Origin of the sequence: Flavobacterium sp. F52, from assembly GCF_000278705.1 — a bacterium.
Taxonomy (GTDB): Bacteria; Bacteroidota; Bacteroidia; order Flavobacteriales; family Flavobacteriaceae; genus Flavobacterium; species Flavobacterium anhuiense.
In genome coordinates this window covers 188,198-205,475 of record NZ_AKZQ01000037.1, presented here as the reverse complement: position 1 = coordinate 205,475, position 17,278 = coordinate 188,198, and the positions used below count along the sequence as shown (strand labels likewise).

At 33.5% G+C, this 17,278-nt stretch carries 19 protein-coding genes; all 19 read left to right on the top strand.

Annotation, left to right across the window (positions count from 1 at the left end; all coding sequences use genetic code 11):
• Position 1 precedes the first annotated feature (1 nt).
• The 19 genes from FF52_RS19460 (at position 2) to FF52_RS19370 (ending at position 17,268) form a co-directional block, all read left to right on the top strand.
• The gene (locus FF52_RS19460; RefSeq protein WP_008468258.1) at positions 2–520 is read left to right on the top strand and encodes a GNAT family N-acetyltransferase; all 519 of its coding nucleotides are present in this window, start codon (positions 2–4) and stop codon (positions 518–520) included.
• Positions 521–701: 181 nt separating this feature from the next.
• Positions 702–2,279 (top strand): glycerol-3-phosphate dehydrogenase/oxidase, encoded by a 1,578-nt coding sequence (locus tag FF52_RS19455; RefSeq protein WP_008468257.1) that lies wholly within the window; start codon positions 702–704, stop codon positions 2,277–2,279.
• Positions 2,280–2,569: 290 nt separating this feature from the next.
• The gene (locus FF52_RS19450) at positions 2,570–3,028 is read left to right on the top strand and encodes a MarR family winged helix-turn-helix transcriptional regulator (protein ID WP_008468256.1); all 459 of its coding nucleotides are present in this window, start codon (positions 2,570–2,572) and stop codon (positions 3,026–3,028) included.
• 13 nt (positions 3,029–3,041) lie between these two features.
• The gene (locus tag FF52_RS19445) at positions 3,042–3,674 is read left to right on the top strand and encodes an NAD(P)H-dependent oxidoreductase (RefSeq protein WP_008468255.1); all 633 of its coding nucleotides are present in this window, start codon (positions 3,042–3,044) and stop codon (positions 3,672–3,674) included.
• 36 nt (positions 3,675–3,710) lie between these two features.
• Entirely contained in the window at positions 3,711–4,277 is a 567-nt protein-coding gene (locus tag FF52_RS19440; RefSeq protein ID WP_008468254.1) for a YceI family protein, read from the top strand.
• Positions 4,278–4,482: 205 nt separating this feature from the next.
• A complete protein-coding gene (locus tag FF52_RS19435; RefSeq protein ID WP_008468253.1) occupies positions 4,483–5,763 on the top strand; it encodes a hypothetical protein in 1,281 nt (426 codons plus the stop codon).
• Positions 5,764–6,062: 299 nt separating this feature from the next.
• Positions 6,063–7,463 carry an anthranilate synthase component I family protein gene (locus tag FF52_RS19430; protein WP_008468250.1) on the top strand — a complete coding sequence of 467 codons (1,401 nt, stop codon included), beginning with the start codon at positions 6,063–6,065 and terminating at the stop codon, positions 7,461–7,463.
• 88 nt (positions 7,464–7,551) lie between these two features.
• Positions 7,552–7,995: a hypothetical protein gene (locus tag FF52_RS19425; RefSeq protein WP_008468249.1), complete on the top strand. Its 444-nt coding sequence runs from the start codon at positions 7,552–7,554 to the stop codon at positions 7,993–7,995.
• An 85-nt stretch (positions 7,996–8,080) separates the two neighbouring features.
• Entirely contained in the window at positions 8,081–8,647 is a 567-nt protein-coding gene (locus tag FF52_RS19420) for an anthranilate synthase component II (protein WP_008468248.1), read from the top strand.
• 82 nt (positions 8,648–8,729) lie between these two features.
• Entirely contained in the window at positions 8,730–9,725 is a 996-nt protein-coding gene (gene trpD, locus FF52_RS19415) for an anthranilate phosphoribosyltransferase (RefSeq protein ID WP_008468247.1), read from the top strand.
• An 80-nt stretch (positions 9,726–9,805) separates the two neighbouring features.
• Positions 9,806–10,585 (top strand): indole-3-glycerol phosphate synthase TrpC, encoded by a 780-nt coding sequence (gene trpC / locus FF52_RS19410; protein ID WP_008468246.1) that lies wholly within the window; start codon positions 9,806–9,808, stop codon positions 10,583–10,585.
• A gap of 146 nt (positions 10,586–10,731) precedes the next feature.
• Positions 10,732–11,364: a phosphoribosylanthranilate isomerase gene (locus FF52_RS19405; protein ID WP_035691995.1), complete on the top strand. Its 633-nt coding sequence runs from the start codon at positions 10,732–10,734 to the stop codon at positions 11,362–11,364.
• Between the two features lie 11 nt (positions 11,365–11,375).
• Positions 11,376–12,557: a tryptophan synthase subunit beta gene (gene trpB / locus FF52_RS19400; protein WP_008468244.1), complete on the top strand. Its 1,182-nt coding sequence runs from the start codon at positions 11,376–11,378 to the stop codon at positions 12,555–12,557.
• Positions 12,558–12,613: 56 nt separating this feature from the next.
• Positions 12,614–12,934 carry a gamma-glutamylcyclotransferase family protein gene (locus tag FF52_RS19395; RefSeq protein ID WP_008468243.1) on the top strand — a complete coding sequence of 107 codons (321 nt, stop codon included), beginning with the start codon at positions 12,614–12,616 and terminating at the stop codon, positions 12,932–12,934.
• 7 nt (positions 12,935–12,941) lie between these two features.
• Entirely contained in the window at positions 12,942–13,679 is a 738-nt protein-coding gene (locus FF52_RS19390; protein WP_008468241.1) for a carbon-nitrogen hydrolase family protein, read from the top strand.
• A 206-nt stretch (positions 13,680–13,885) separates the two neighbouring features.
• Complete coding sequence (gene trpA / locus FF52_RS19385; protein WP_008468239.1) at positions 13,886–14,647, top strand: tryptophan synthase subunit alpha; 762 nt, start codon at positions 13,886–13,888, stop codon at positions 14,645–14,647.
• A gap of 11 nt (positions 14,648–14,658) precedes the next feature.
• Positions 14,659–15,141: a hypothetical protein gene (locus tag FF52_RS19380; protein WP_008468237.1), complete on the top strand. Its 483-nt coding sequence runs from the start codon at positions 14,659–14,661 to the stop codon at positions 15,139–15,141.
• Between the two features lie 188 nt (positions 15,142–15,329).
• Positions 15,330–15,959, top strand: a complete 630-nt coding sequence (locus FF52_RS19375; protein WP_008468234.1) for a TetR/AcrR family transcriptional regulator — start codon at positions 15,330–15,332, stop codon at positions 15,957–15,959.
• The gene (locus FF52_RS19370; protein WP_008468232.1) at positions 15,949–17,268 is read left to right on the top strand and encodes a TolC family protein; all 1,320 of its coding nucleotides are present in this window, start codon (positions 15,949–15,951) and stop codon (positions 17,266–17,268) included. Before FF52_RS19375 ends, FF52_RS19370 begins: the two co-directional genes overlap by 11 nt.
• Positions 17,269–17,278 lie beyond the last annotated feature (10 nt).

Sequence of the window (17,278 nt, the reverse complement as noted above, 5' to 3'; positions counted from 1 at the left end):
AATGAATACAACAGAAAAGCTATCTCTTAGAAAAGCGAATCTTTCAGAAATACCTCAAATCTGGGAAATCCTGCAAGATGCCATCGAACAAAGAAGATTAGACGGAAGTACACAATGGCAGGATGGATATCCGAACGAACTTTCCATTAAAAGCGATATCGAAAATGGTTACGGTTATGTTTTTACTGAAGACGAATCGATTTTGGCTTATGCAGCTATTATTTTTGACAAAGAGCCAGCTTACGAAAATATCGAAGGCAAATGGCTTACCGATGGCGATTACACTGTTGTGCATCGTGTAGCCGTTTCAAAATTGGCAAAAGGAAAAGGCATTGCAACAAAATTATTCCAAAGCATTGAAGGTTTGTCTGTCGAAAATAATATTTACAGCATAAAAGTTGACACCAACTTCGATAATACCCCGATGTTGAAAATTTTAGACCGATTAAAATATACTTACTGCGGAGAAGTCTATTTTAGAGGCTCTGCAAGAAAAGCATTTGAAAAACGATTGATATAAATATACAATCCGTAAAATTGATAACCCGACATTTTAAAAATCTGTCGGGTTATTTTTTTTAGATCTAGCATATCAAACTTGAAACTTGGAACCTGAAACAAATAAAACCATAATTTTTTTCTTCATCAATTTTTAATTTCATTTCGTTAAGTTTGCTTTAAACAAAAAGTCCCATACATATATGAACCGCTCCGAGCAATTAACCAAACTACACAATACCGAAAAATGGGACGTAATAATAATTGGCGGAGGTGCAAGCGGTCTCGGGACGGCAGTTGATGCAGCAAGTCGCGGTTATAAAACCATTTTATTTGAAGCTGTAGATTTTGCAAAAGGAACTTCTAGCAGAAGCACCAAATTGGTTCATGGCGGTGTACGTTATTTAGCTCAAGGAGATGTGCATTTAGTTAGAGAAGCATTAAAAGAACGAGGCTTATTAGCGCAAAACGCAGCTCATTTAGTGAAAAACCAATCGTTTGTAATTCCGAATTATCATTTATTGAGCGGTTATTTTTATACAATCGGATTAAAAATTTATGATTTATTGTCAGGCTTTTTAAGTTTAGGAAGTTCTAAATATCTTTCAAAAAAGAAAACTATAGAAATGCTTCCAAACGTAGAGGAAAAAGGTTTGGTCAATGGCGTTATTTATCATGATGGCCAATTTGATGATTCTCGTCTGGCTATTAATCTTGCTCAAACAGCTGTAGAAAACGGAGCTTGTCTTTTAAATTATATAAAGGTTACCAATTTATTGAAAGACGAAACAAATAAAATTATTGGCGTTCAGGTTCAAGATCAGGAAAGTGGAATTAAATATGAAATAAAAGGTTCTGCTGTAATAAATGCAACGGGAGTTTTTACAAACGCCATCATGAAGTTAAATGATACGGTATATAAAAAATACATTGTTCCAAGTCAGGGAATTCATTTGGTTCTTGATAAATCCTTTTTGCCAGGCGAAAATGCTTTAATGATTCCAAAAACAAAAGACGGAAGAGTTTTATTCGCTGTTCCATGGCATAACCGAATTGTGGTTGGAACCACCGATACTTTAATTAAAAAACAAAGTTTAGAACCTATTGCTTTAGAAAGCGAAATTCAATTTGTTTTGGAAACCGCACAAAGATTCTTGGCAAAAAAACCTGAAAGAAAAGATGTATTATCTGTTTTTGCGGGATTACGTCCGTTGGCTGCACCGAAAGAAGAAGGCAAAAGCACCAAAGAAGTTTCTAGAAGCCATAAAATTATAGTTTCTGAAACAGGTCTTATTACTATTACGGGAGGAAAATGGACAACCTACAGAAAAATTGCTGAGGACATTATTGATAAAGCCATTAAGACTGGCAAATTGCAACCTAACGAATGCCGTACAGAGCATCTTTCTATTCATGGAAATCAGCCAACGAATGCTGCAGACAGAGAAAATCACCTTTATATATATGGTACTGATATTTCAAAAATAATTGAATTACAGGAAAGCGAACCCGAATTAAAAGAAAAACTGCACCCTAATCATGAATTTACAATGGCAGAAGTAGTTTGGGCAATCCGTTATGAAATGGCACGAACTGTAGACGATATTTTAGCCAGAAGAGTTCGTTTATTATTTTTAGATGCCAGAGCTGCAATTGAAGTTTCGGAGAAAACCGCACGAGTACTCGCCAAAGAATTAAATCATAATGAAGCGTGGATACACTCAGAAATTTCCAATTTTAGACAAATTGCGAAGGGTTTTCTTTTGTCTGAATTCCGATAAATCACTAAAATTTCGTTGATTCTGAGAATCTTTCGGCTTAAACACATCTTACAAAAATAGGTTGAGAAATATTTTATACACAAAATTTCATTCGACATTAAAAAACCATTAATTCACAAAATATCAAACCTTTACAATAAAAATTATTTTAATTTTATCATCTAAAAAACATTCTCTTTAGTTCCTTGAAAAACCTGCTTTTCTTGTATTAACAAAAAATTAACACAACACTTGTATATACAACTATTAAAAGTTATACATTTGTATATACAAATTATACACTTACGACTATGACAATTGAAGAGGTTATAAAGAGTACGGTTAAGATGGATAATGCGAAAAAAGTTATTCTGAATATCATGTACACGCAGAATGTGGTTCAGGATCATTTCAACGAGTTGCTGAAACCGTATGATTTATCTGGAGAACAGTACAATGTGTTACGTATATTAAGAGGACAAAAAGGGAAACCTGCTAATATGTGCGTGATACAAGAACGAATGCTTGCTAAAACAAGCAACACAACACGATTGGTAGACAAATTATTATTAAAGGATTTTGTTACGAGAAATGTTTGTCCGGATAATCGAAGAAAAATTGAAGTTTCCATTACACAAAAAGGATTGGGTGTTTTAAAAGAGTTAGATCCGAAAGTTGATGAACACGAACAAATGTTTGCAAATAATTTAAAACCTGAAGAATTAGTTTTCCTAAATCAATTATTAGAAAAATATAGAACCAACAAATAAAATAATAAAAACTATGAGCAATTTCTTAGAAAATCAAAATTGGAGATACGCAACTAAACAATTTGATGCTTCAAAAAAGATATCTGATGCTGATTTTAATACATTAAAAGAAGCGGTTAGATTAAGTGCATCGTCATACGGATTACAACCTTACAAAGTAGTTATTGTTGAAAATCCAGAATTAAGAGAAAAATTAAAAGGCGCTGCTTGGGGGCAAACTCAAATTACAGATGCTTCTCACCTATTCATTTTTGCAAACGACTTAAACCTTGATGCAGGTTCTGTTGACAAATATATCAGCAATATCAGCGAAGTGAGAGGCGTTCCTACAGAAGCTTTAGGTGGATTCAGCGATATGATGAAAAATGTAATCGCAAATTTATCTGAAGATGCAAAACATATCTGGACCGCAAAACAAACCTATTTAGCTTTAGGAAACTTATTAAACGCGGCTGCTGAATTAAAAATTGATGCAACTCCAATGGAAGGTTTCAATGCGGCTCAATTTAATGAAATCCTAGGTTTCGATAAATTAGGTTTAAACGCTTCTGTTATTGCAACTGTAGGTTACAGACATGATGATGACAAATCTCAGCACCAGAAAAAAGTTAGAAAATCACACGAGGAATTATTTATCACTATATAATTATTATTAATCAAATTCAAATTTAATTTTAAAAACATGAAAAAATTAAAAACTATTGCAATAGCATTATTCGTAGCAGCAGCTGGAATCTCAGTAAACGCTCAAACTAAAAAAATCGACGTAAAAGCATCTACTATTAAATGGGTAGGTAAAAAAGTAACTGGAGAGCACTCTGGAACTGTAAACTTCAAAGAAGGAGCTCTTGTTTTCAAAGGAAAAAAATTAGCTGGTGGTAACTTTACAGTTGACATGACTTCATTAACTGCTACAGATTTAACTGGAGAATACCAAGGAAAATTAAACGGTCACTTAAAAGCTGACGATTTCTTCGGAACTGACAAATTCCCAACTTCAAAATTAGTTTTCAAAACTATCGGTGCAAAATCTGCTGACGTTTATACTGTAACTGCAGACTTAACTATCAAAGGAATTACTAAACCTGTAACTTTTGATATCACTGTAAAAGGAAACACTGCTACAACTGCTTTCAAAGTTGACAGAACTAAATATGACATTAAATATGGTTCAGGTAGCTTCTTCGACGGTTTAGGAGATAAAACTATCAACGACGAATTTGAATTGGCTGTAGCTTTAAAATTCTAATATTTCAAGCTTACTAATTCAGAAATACAATAAACCCCAGCAGTACAAAACTGTTGGGGTTTATTCTTTTATAGCTTTTCAAAAACTTAACATTCTTAATAATATAGTAACTCTTTCGTAATAAGTATCAGGACTTTGATTAACATACGGCTTCTAATTTTGGGACTATTAAAAAAGTCAAAAACTAGAAGTTAAAATCATAGTTATGAAAACAAAATTACATATCGCATGTATGACCTTCATTGTCAGCTTTTTCACACAAGCACAACAACAGCCAAAAGGAATCATTGGTTCTTCAAACTGGATGACTAACTGGACAAGCTTTAAACCTGCAGGTAACGACTATGGAGAAGCAACCAATATAATTGCTGGAACAATCGATAAAGACACTCGATTAGTAAAGCGTAATATTTATCATTTAGTTGGAGTTGTGTATGTTACAAATAATGCGACTCTGACTATCGAGCCCGGAACTGTTATCAGAGGCGATGATAAAACTTGCGGAACTCTAGTAATTACTAACGGATCAAAAATTGTAGCTGAAGGACTAGAAACAGATCCAATTGTTTTTACGTCTGAAAATGAAATAAACAACAGAAAACCTGGTGACTGGGGCGGAATTATCATTTTAGGAAAAGCTCCAATAAACTCTTTAGGAGGAATTCACACTTTACCTTTCGATTTAGATCCAACTTTAAATCATTACGGAGGACAAGATTCAGAAGACAATTCAGGAGTTATGAAATATGTGAGAATTGAATATGCTGGAAGAAAATTAAGTGCCTCTAAAGAATTAAATGGTCTTTCTCTTGCTGGAGTTGGGAGAAAAACAGCCATCAGCCATGTTCAAATCAGTTATTCAAATGACGATTCTTTTGAATGTTATGGTGGCGATTTGAATCTGAGCAATTTAATTTCGTACAGAACAACCGATGATGATTTTGATTTTACGCAAGGAGCTCAAATTAATATCTCAAACAGTATTGCAATTCGCCATCCGTTTTCTTCAGATATTTCAGGTTCAAGATGTTTTGAGGTAGATTCATATGAAAAAGTTGCTTCTACAGACATGACCAAAAAGATGACTAAAATCAATGCAAGCAACATTACGTTGGTTAATTTAGAAGAAAATAACCAAGGTTTGGTTAGAGAATCTGCTTACATCAAAGAAAATACATTTTTCAACTTAACGAATAGTGTGGTTTCAGGTTTTGCTCCTTTTATTTTATTGGAAGGAAATATTGGAAACGGTGAAGCTAATTTGTCTAAAATTAGTTTCAAAAACGTTGTGGCAAACAATTGTACAGGCGAAATTGAAAGTGAATCTGGGAGCAATATTCCAGGTATAAAAAGCTATTATGGCAATCCAGCTTACGGAATAGAATACACAAAAATGAAACTTAACGAGTTATTTGCAATACCAAACATCAAAGGAAATCCAGATTTTAGATTAAACGTAAATAACACGATAGCAAGTGGAAATTAACGAGTTATAAAAGTATTCCGAATCAAAATTTAACAAATTTTACAAATTCGAAAAGATTTTTTTCAAATTTTATGTCCTCTAATTAAAATTACATTTATATCTTTGTCACATCAAAATAAAGAAATGAGAACAATTTTAAACAATACTTGGTGGTGGAGCAATTTACGTCAGACGTCGTGAACGAAGCTTCCTATGGTATTGTAAGAAATATAAAAATATAAAGGGCTTGTCATCACGACAAGCCTTTTTTTTTTTGATCAAAACCGAAATAAATTAACAACACATAAAAACTATATATTTTGAAACCTTTTATTCTTAATACACATTACAAACAAATTCTGGCAGATACGGTTACGCCAGTGAGCATTTATTTCAAAATCAGAGATAAATTCCCAAATAGCCTGTTATTGGAAAGTAGTGATTATCACGGAAATGACAACAGTTTCTCGTACATCTGCTGTAATCCTATTGCTACTATAAAAATCGAAAATGAAGTTATCTCTAAAACTTTTCCTGACGGAACTTCAGAAAAAATTGCCATCGATGCTTCGACAAATATTCCACAGGTAATTCAGGAATTTTCAAGTCAGTTTAAATCAGAAAAAAACGATTTTAAATTTATCAATAATGGTTTATTCGGATATATTTCTTATGATGCCGTTCGTTACTTCGAAAAAGTTTCAATTGCAAAAAAAGACAATGCGACTTCTATTCCAGATGTTTTTTATGCAGTTTACCAAAATATTATTGCAATTAACCATTTCAAAAATGAAGCATATATTTTCTGCCACAGCGTTGACAAGAAAAATAATATTGCAGAAATCGAGCAATTACTGCAATCAAGAAATATTGCTTCTTATAAATTCACAAAAGAAGGCGAAGGTTTTTCTAACCTAACCGACGAGGAATTTAAAGCAAATGTAGCTTTAGCCAAAAAACACTGTTACCGCGGCGATGTTTTCCAATTGGTTCTTTCTCGCCGATTTACACAAGGTTTTAAAGGAGACGAATTTAATGTGTATAGAGCTTTAAGAAGCATCAACCCTTCTCCATATTTATTCTTCTTTGATTATGGCGATTTCAAAATATTCGGTTCTTCGCCAGAAGCTCAAATTATTGTAAAGAACAGAAAAGCTGAAATTCACCCAATTGCTGGAACTTTCAAAAGAACAGGAAACGACGAACGTGATGCACTTTTAGCAAAAGAACTTTCTGAAGATAAAAAAGAAAACAGCGAACATGTTATGCTAGTAGATTTGGCAAGAAATGATTTAAGCCGAAATGGACACGATGTAAATGTAGAAAAATACAGAGAGGTTCAGTTTTTCTCTCACGTAATTCACTTGGTTTCGAAAGTTACAGGACATTTACATGATAAAGCGACAACGATGCAAGTCGTAGCGGATACTTTTCCAGCAGGAACTTTGAGCGGTGCTCCAAAACACAGAGCAATGCAATTAATAGAAGAATGCGAGAAAACAAACCGTAACTTCTACGGAGGTGCAATCGGTGTTATGGACTTTGACGGAAACTTTAATCACGCGATTATGATTCGAACTTTCCTTTCTAAAAATCATCAGTTGCACTGTCAGGCAGGAGCTGGAATTGTAGCAAGTTCTGATGAAGAAAGCGAAATGCAGGAAGTTTACAATAAATTAAGAGCATTAAATACAGCGCTAGAAATGGCAGAAAATATTTAGTGTTCTCTCTCCCGATAACTATCGGGATCAGTCTCAGAACTTGAAACCTTAAACAATTAAAAAAAACAAACCATAAAAACCACAAACTATGAAAAAAGCAGTATCAATTTTAGTTTTAATCATTGCCATGACTTCTTGCAATTCAGAAAAAAAGCAAAATCCGATTGAAGGAACCTGGCGTCTTATATCAGCCGAAACAACTGAGAAAGATTCTACTTTTTCAACTTTCAATCCAAAAACAAAAATGATTAAAATTATTAACGATACACATTTTGCTTTTTTTAATCATGATTTAAAACACGGAAAAGATTCAACAGTAGCATTGTTCTTTGGCGGAGGCGGAAAATATACTTTGAAAGACAGTATTTACACAGAACATTTAGAGTTTTTCAACAACCGCGATTGGGAAGGCAACAAATTTGAATTTGTGGTGAAAGTTCAAAACGACACCTTAATTCAAAAAGGAATAGAAAAAGTAGAAAAATTAGGCGTAGATCATATTATTATTGAAAAATACGTTCGAGAGAAATAAAAAATTTGGTTGCCAGTCTCAGTCTCAGTTTTCAGCAAAAAAACTTAGTAACTCAGAAACTTAGCAACTTAGCACCTTAAAAAAAATGAAAAAGATTTTAGTTATAGACAATTACGATAGTTTCACTTACAATTTAGTGCACTGTTTAGAAGATTTAAACTGCGAAGTTACCGTTTACAGAAACGACGAATTTGATATTGATGAAATTGCATCTTTTGAGAAAATTTTACTTTCTCCAGGGCCTGGAATTCCAGATGAAGCAGGTTTATTAAAAGCCGTAATCGAAAAATACAGTCCAACAAAAAGTATTCTTGGAGTTTGTTTAGGACAACAAGCAATTGGTGAAGTTTTTGGCGGAACACTTTCAAACCTTGATAAAGTATATCATGGCGTTGCAACAAATGTAAAAACAGTAGTTTCAGACGAAATTTTATTTGAAGGTTTAGGAAACGAATTTGAAGTAGGAAGATACCATTCATGGGTTGTAGACAGTAATTTACCTGAAGATTTAGAAGCGACTTCGGTAGACGAAAACGGACAAATTATGTCATTAAGACACAAAAATTATGATGTAAGAGGCGTTCAATTCCACCCTGAAAGCGTTTTAACGCCAAACGGAAAAAGGATTTTAGAGAATTGGATTAACAGTTAGTATTCAGTGTTCAGTCACAGTTTACAGTCACAGTAAAAACTCAGAACCTTAGCATCTCAGCAACTTAGAATCTTAAAAAACAATGAAAACTATATTAAACAAATTAATCAACCACGAAGTGCTTTCTAAAGAAGAAGCAAAAAACGTATTGATTAATATTTCAAGCGGTCAATATAATCCAAGTCAGATTTCGGCTTTTTTGACTGTTTTTATGATGCGAAGCATTACAATCGAAGAACTTTCGGGATTTCGCGAAGCTTTACTAGATTTATGCATTCGTGTTGATTTATCAGCCTACAATACCATCGATTTATGCGGAACAGGAGGTGACGGAAAAGACACTTTCAATATTTCAACTTTAGCTTCTTTTGTATCGGCTGGAGCTGGAATAAAGATTGCAAAACATGGAAATTACGGCGTTTCTTCTATTTCTGGGTCAAGCAACGTGATGGAAAAAATGGGAATTAAATTCAGCAACGATCCTGAATTTTTAGAGAAATGTATTGACAAAGCTGGAGTTTGCGTTTTACATGCTCCCCTATTTCACCCAGCAATGAAAAATGTTGGTCCAATCAGAAAAGAACTGGCTGTAAAAACCTTCTTTAATATGTTGGGACCAATGGTAAATCCATCATTCCCACAAAATCAATTGGTTGGCGTTTTCAACTTAGAATTAGCTAGAATGTACGCTTATCTATATCAAAATACCGATGTGAATTTTACCATCCTGCATTCGCTTGACGGATATGATGAGATTTCCTTAACAGGGCCGACAAAAACAATTTCTAACCACATGGAAGGAATGTTAAATCCAGAAGATTTTGGTGTTCATCTTTTATCTCAAACTGAAATTGAAGGTGGAAAAACTATCGAAGAATCAGCAGAAATCTTTACCAACATTATTTCAGGAAAAGGGACTGAGGCACAGAATAATGTGGTTTGTGCCAACGCTGCAATGGCAATTGCAACAGTTACAAAATGTTCTCCAAAAGAAGGTTTTGAATTAGCAAAAGAAAGTCTATTGTCTGGAAAAGGACATCAAGCATTGAAAAAATTACAAGAATTAAGTAAAAATTAGTTTCATGTTTCATGTTTCATGTTTCAAGTTGTTGGAACGTGAAACTAAAAAAGACTTGAAACTTGAAACAAATCAAGACAATGAACATTTTAGATAAAATAATAATAGACAAAAAACGAGAAGTTGTTCTAAAGAAATCGATTATTCCGGTTTCTCAATTGGAAGCTTCTGTATTTTTTGGAAAACAGACTATTTCTCTTAGTCAGAAATTGAAAGAAAGTAATTCTGGAATTATTGCTGAACACAAACGCCGTTCTCCTTCAAAATCAATCATCAACAATAATTTTACTGTTGAAGAAGTAGTAAAAGGTTACGAAAATGCTGGTGCTTGTGGCATTTCAGTTTTAACCGACGGAAAATATTTCGGTGGTTCTCTTGACGATTTACTTTTAGCAAGAGCATCAGTAAATATTCCGCTATTGCGAAAAGAATTTATTGTAGACGAATACCAGATTTTAGAAGCAAAAGCACATGGCGCCGATTTAATTTTATTAATCGCGGCAGTTTTAACCCGCGAAGAAATTAAATCTTTATCTGAATTCGCTAAAAATTTAGGTTTAGAAGTTTTATTGGAAGTTCACAATCAAGAAGAACTAGAAAAATCAATTATGCCGACTTTAGATATGATTGGTGTGAATAACAGAAACTTAAAAACATTTGAAGTGAGTCTTGATTTCAGTAAAGAATTAGCATCACAAATTCCGAATGATTTTGTAAAAGTATCAGAAAGCGGAATTTCATCAATTGAAGCCATTCAAGAACTAAAACCTTACGGCTACAAAGGTTTCTTAATTGGAGAAAACTTCATGAAAACAGAAAACGCAGGCGAGGCGGCAACAGAATTTATTAAACAGCTTTAAATTTTAGTTTGCCACAAATTAGCACAAATTTAATTAGTGTAAATTAGTGTAATTCGTGGCGGAAAATCTTTGCGAACTTTGCGTTTTTTAGGCTGAATCAAAATAAAAAAATCTTAGCGCACTTTGCGGTAAAAAAACACAACGAAATGAAACTCAAAATATGCGGCATGAAATATCCCGAAAACATTCTCGAAGTAGGATCGCTCCTACCCGATTATATGGGATTTATTTTCTGGGAAAAATCCGCTAGATATTGCAACGGGAATGTTCCCGAATTAATAAAAACGATTAAAAAAGTGGGCGTTTTTGTCGATCAGAGCCAAGAAGAAATTTTGGAGAAAGTTGCAAAATACAATTTACAAGCCGTTCAGCTTCACGGACACGAATCCGTTGAATTTTTATCAGAATTAAAAAATCAATTGCCAAAGAAAATTGAAATCATAAAAGTATTTTCTGCAGATGAAAATTTTGATTTCGAAATCATTAAACCTTTTGAAAATGTCTGCGATTATTTTTTGTTTGACACAAAAGGAAAATTGCCTGGCGGAAACGGAACAACTTTCGACTGGAGCATCTTAAAAAAATATAATTCGAAAAAGCCTTTCTTTTTAAGCGGAGGCATCGGAATGAACGAATTAAAAGCCATTGAAGAAATTTCAAAAACCAAATTGCCAATTTATGCGGTAGACGTAAACAGCAAATTTGAAATCGAACCAGGGCTAAAAAATAAAAATCTATTAAGTAATTTCAAACGCAAATTTGAAATTGTAAACATTTAAACTTTAAAAAAATGAGTTTTAACGTCAACGAAAAAGGATATTACGGAGAATTTGGAGGAGCCTATATTCCTGAAATGCTTTATCCGAATGTAGAAGAATTACGCCAAAAGTATTTAAGTATAATGGATGAACCTGATTTTAAAGCAGAGTTCAATCAATTACTGAAAGATTACATTGGGCGTCCTAGTCCGTTGTATTTTGCAAAACGTTTATCTGAAAAATACAATACCAAAGTTTATCTAAAAAGAGAAGACTTAAACCATACCGGAGCACACAAAGTAAATAACACGATTGGTCAGATTTTATTAGCAAAACGTCTAGGTAAAAAAAGAATTATTGCCGAAACTGGAGCTGGACAGCATGGTGTGGCAACAGCAACGGTTTGCGCATTAATGGGAATTGAATGCATCGTTTATATGGGTGAAATCGACATTGCTCGTCAGGCACCAAACGTTGCGCGTATGAAAATGTTAGGCGCAGAAGTTCGTCCGGCACTTTCAGGTTCAAGAACTTTAAAAGATGCAACAAACGAGGCGATCCGCGATTGGATCAATAATCCTGTAGATACACATTATATTATCGGATCTGCAATTGGTCCGCATCCTTATCCAGACATGGTGACGCGTTTTCAAAGCATTATTTCAGAAGAAATCAAATGGCAATTGAAAGAAAAAGAAGGACGCGAAAATCCTGATTATGTAGTTGCTTGTATTGGCGGAGGAAGTAATGCCGCAGGAACTTACTATCACTTTTTGCACGAGCCAGAAGTTGGAATTATTGCGGTTGAAGCCGCTGGAAAAGGCGTTGACAGCGGTCATAGCGCAGCAACAAGCAAATTAGGAAAAGTTGGTGTTATCCATGGCTGTAAAACGCTTTTAATGCAAACACCAGACGGACAAATTACAGAACCTTATTCTATTTCAGCAGGTTTAGATTATCCAGGAGTTGGACCTTTGCACGCACATCTGGCACAAACAGGACGCGGCGAATTTTTCTCTGTAACCGATGATGATGCTATGAATGCAGGTTTACAGCTTACAAAATTGGAAGGAATTATTCCAGCGATTGAAAGTGCGCACGCATTTGCAGTTTTAGATCAGAAAAAATTTAAACCAAGTGATATTGTTGTAATTAGTCTTTCTGGACGTGGCGACAAAGATTTAGATAATTATATTGATTACTTTAAATTGTAATAAAAGTATTAATTTGCACATCTCTAATCGCAACTATTAACGAGAAAAATATAATTATGGAAAAGTTATTCTCATACGGAACATTAAGATCGAAACAAATTCAAATGCAGATTTTTAAAAAAGTATTAGTTGGAACTCCAGATCAGCTCTTGGGTTATAAACTAAAAAGTTTACAGATTGAAGAAGAATTTGGAATGGCAGATTATGTGGTTGCAATACCAAGTGAAAACACCGAAGAAAATATTCATGGTGTAGTTTTTAATGTTTCTAATGCGGATTTAGCAAAAGTCGATTTATTTGAATCTAATTCATATAGAAGAGTTCAGGTCAAACTGAAATCTGGAACAATTGCTTGGGTTTATACGGAAAATAAATAATTAAAAAATGATTTTAGCAGCGGCACAGACAAAACCAAAGCGCGGAAACATTGCTTCAAATTTATTAAATCATTATCAGCTTATTGAATTGGCAGCTCAAAATGGAGCTCAGCTAATTGCTTTTCCTGAAATGTCAATTACAGGATATGAAAGGGAAAATGCGATGGAATTGGCTTTTGCCGAAGATGATTACAGGATAGATCATCTGAAAGATCTGGCAACCGACAATAATATTGTCATTATTGCTGGCGCTCCGATTTTAATTAAAAATGAATTGTTCATTGGTCAATTTATTATTGCTCCCAACGATTCGGTTTCTATTTATACAAAGCAGTTTTTGCATGAAGGCGAAGATGAATTTTTCCAATCTTCATTTGACAACAATCCGATGGTTACGATTGAAGATCAAAATATTGCATTTGCGATTTGTGCTGATATTGATCATCCGAAACATCCTGAAAATGCTGCAAAAAATAATGCCGATATTTATATCGCGAGCATTTTCTTTTCGCCAAACGGAATTCCGAATGCGTACAGAGATTTGCAAAATTACGCTGAAAAACATCAAATGAATGTTTTGATGTCTAATTTCAGCGGAGAATCTTGGGGTTCGCCTTCAGCAGGTCAAAGTGCTTTTTGGAATACTAAAGGCGAATTAGTTGCTCAAATGAATGACTCTGACTCTGGATTATTACTTATTAAAAAACAAGGTGACGATTGGGAAAGTCGAATCGTAAAATTTTAAAATATAATGCCATAGATTAACCGATTAGTATAAGTATTTTTTTTTACGCAGATTCTACAGATTAAAGCAGATATAAATTGTAAATCTGTTGAATCAGCTTAAATCATTTTAAATCTGCGTGAAATAAACTTTTAATCTTTGGCTAAAGCAAAACATAAACATACCTAACAGTTTTTTGAAACCTGTTAGTATAAAAAAAATTAAAAATGAACAGAATAACTCAAAAATTACAAGAAGATAAAAAGATCCTTTCTATTTATTTTTCTGCGGGATATCCGAACTTAAATGATACTGTGCAGATTATTCAGGATTTAGAAAAAAACGGAGTCGATTTAATCGAAATTGGGCTTCCTTTCAGTGATCCTTTGGCAGACGGACCGACAATTCAGGCGAGTTCAACACAGGCGCTTCATAACGGAATGACAACTCAAATTCTTTTTGATCAGCTGAAGAATATCCGCGAAAGCGTAAAAATTCCGTTGATTATTATGGGGTATTTTAATCCGATGCTGCAATACGGAGTTGAAGCTTTTTGCCAGAAATGTGCTGAAATTGGAATTGACGGTTTAATTATTCCAGATCTTCCTGTTGATGTTTATGCAGATGAATACAAAGCGATTTTTGAAAAATACGGATTGATCAATGTTTTCTTGATTACGCCTCAAACTTCAGACGAAAGAATTCGTTTTATTGACAGCGTTTCAAACGGATTTATTTATATGGTAAGTTCTGCAAGTGTTACAGGATCTCAATCTGGATTTGGTGATGTACAAGAAAGTTATTTTGAAAGAATCGCTAATCTGAATTTAAAAAATCCTCAAATTGTTGGTTTTGGAATTTCGAATAAAGAAACTTTCAATCAGGCGACTAAATATGCAAAAGGCGCTATTATCGGAAGTGCTTTCATTAAACATTTAAGTGAAAAAGGAAGCGGAAAAATTGAAGAATTTGTTGGAGAGATTCGATAAATACATCTTTCATGACTAAGAAAACTAAACGGCTGATAAACTCAATTACTGCAGGATTATTTTCCACATTATTTTTCTTTCTAGCTTATATAGGTTACGAAAAAAGAAACATTGACTTATCAAAACAAGATCAGTTTGAAAGTATAATAATCGATAAAGGAATTGATATTCATTATGGAAGTAAAGGTCAAAAATCAGATGTATTTTTTATATCTCTAAAAAATCTAGATGAAGATTTAGGGGTTTATAGAATGTCTAAAGACTATAATGATTTATTGCAAAAAATAAATATTGGAGACAAGGTTAAAGTCTATTATCAAGCAAATTCTAATGAAGATGAAAATATAAATATTGATCTAATTCAACTTGAGAGAAATGGAAAAATTATAATTAATAAAAGTGAATACGAACAGAAAGAAGGCAGTCTTTTATATATTGGGTTAATTGCTGGTTTTTTTATTCTTTATCTCTCATATCGAAATTACAAAAGATAATCTGAGAGCGTCAAAATTTGATAAAGCTGAAATACTTTGGTATTTCAGCTTTTCTATTTTAACTAATTCCAAAACAAATTAACATAAATTATCGAAAACGCTTTATGTTAATATTATGTTAAAATAAAATTAAACAAGCGTTTAAATTAAACAAGTGTTTAATTTTGCATCCGATTAGAAACAACACCATGTCACACATCGAATTGAACGATAAAAAAATTCAGATTCTCAATGTTGCAGAAAGGCTTTTTTCTGAGAAAGGATTTGAGGGTACATCGATACGGGATATCTCCAAAGAGGCCAAAATTAACATTGCCATGGTCTCGTATTATTTTGGGTCAAAAGAAAGACTGCTGGAAGCTCTTATTTTCCACAAAACCGTTGATTTAAAATTACAGCTTGAAAACTTATTACAAGAAGACATAGAACCTCTTGAAAAAGTCAATAAATTAATCGAAATTTACATCAACAGAATTTGCCTTAACAAAGGGATTTACAGGGTTTTACATTTTGAACTTTACAATAAAAAGAGAGAAAAAAGCCTTCAAGCTTTTACTGAACTTAAAAAAGGAAATTTAAAATCAGTTGAAAGCATTATTAAACAAGGTCAAGCCCAAGGAGTTTTTAGAAAAGATGTCAATATCCAACTCATCACTCCAACCATTATTGGAACCTTTTTTCACTTTCACATGAATCGCTCTTTCTTCGAAGAATTATTTGATTTAAAAACCGAAGAAATGTTTAACAATTACATTAAAAACGATCTTACAAAGCACATTCAACAAACTATAAAAGCGCTACTTGTTTATGAAAATTAGTCAATTAATGCTCTTTGGAGTTTTCTTTATCGGAATATCCTCAGTAGATGCACAAGAAAAAACAAGTTTAACCTTAGGCGAAGCCGTGAAAATGGCTTGGGAAAAGAGTGACGAAGTTACGCTTGCCAATACCAAGGTAAACACTAAAAAATACGAATTACAGACGGTTAAGAATAACCAATATCCTGATTTAAAAATTTCTGGCCAATACCAGCGTCTTACAAAAGCTTCTATTGATTTGCCAAATCAGGGTCAAAGTGCTTCTTTAGCATCTCCAGACCGTGCCATGCTTGGAATGGCTAACTTAAGTTTGCCAATATTTGCCGGATTTAAAATCCAAAGCAGCATTGATGCTTATGATAGCATGTATGAAGCTGAAACTGCAAATGCTGCAAAGACAAAAGAAGATGTAGCATTAAAGGTAATCACTTACTATACAGCTTTATACAAAGCACAAAAAACTTTAGACGCTCTAAACGAAAATCAAAAAAGCGCCAAGCAGCGTGTTACTGATTTTATCGAATTAGAGAAAAACGGAATTATCCCGAGAAACGATTTATTGAAAGCACAATTATTGGTTTCAAAAACACAATTATCTATTGATGAAGCTAATAATAATATCAATAACATTAATTTCTATCTGACAACATTGCTTAAATTAGACCCAACTGTGAAAATACAGGTAAATGAGGATGATTTTTTCAATTTAAAAACAACAGGCGCGCCTTCAACAGACGCATTGGCTCTTGAAAACAGAAAAGATCTTGAAGCTATCCGTTTACAGCAAAAAGCTTCTGAAGCAAATGTTAAGATTGCTAAAGCTGGATATTACCCAACGCTTTCATTACTTGGAGGTTATACTGCTTTGGATCTTAAAGACATCATTACTGTAAAATATGCAATGAATTTCGGTTTAGGTTTATCTTATGATTTATCTGGAATCTTAAAAAACAATGCACATGTAAAAGAAGCCGAAAGCAAAGCTCTTGAAGTAAAAAACACTGAAGCAATCATGACAGACCGCATTAAAGTTGAAGTTCAGAAATCTATTGAAGATTATGACTTAGCAATCAACCAAAGTGTGGTGTATGACGAAGCGCTTCAGCAAGCAGCCGAAAACTACAGATTGGTAAAAGATAAATTTGACAACGGTCTTGCTGACACCAATGATTTGGTTGAAGCCGATGTTGAACAATTAAGCGCCAAAATTAACACTGCTGTAGCAAAAGCAACCATTATTCAAAAATATTACGAATTACTTTCAGTATCAGGACAATTATCACAATCATTCAATCTTTCTAAAATATAATCGATAGCTC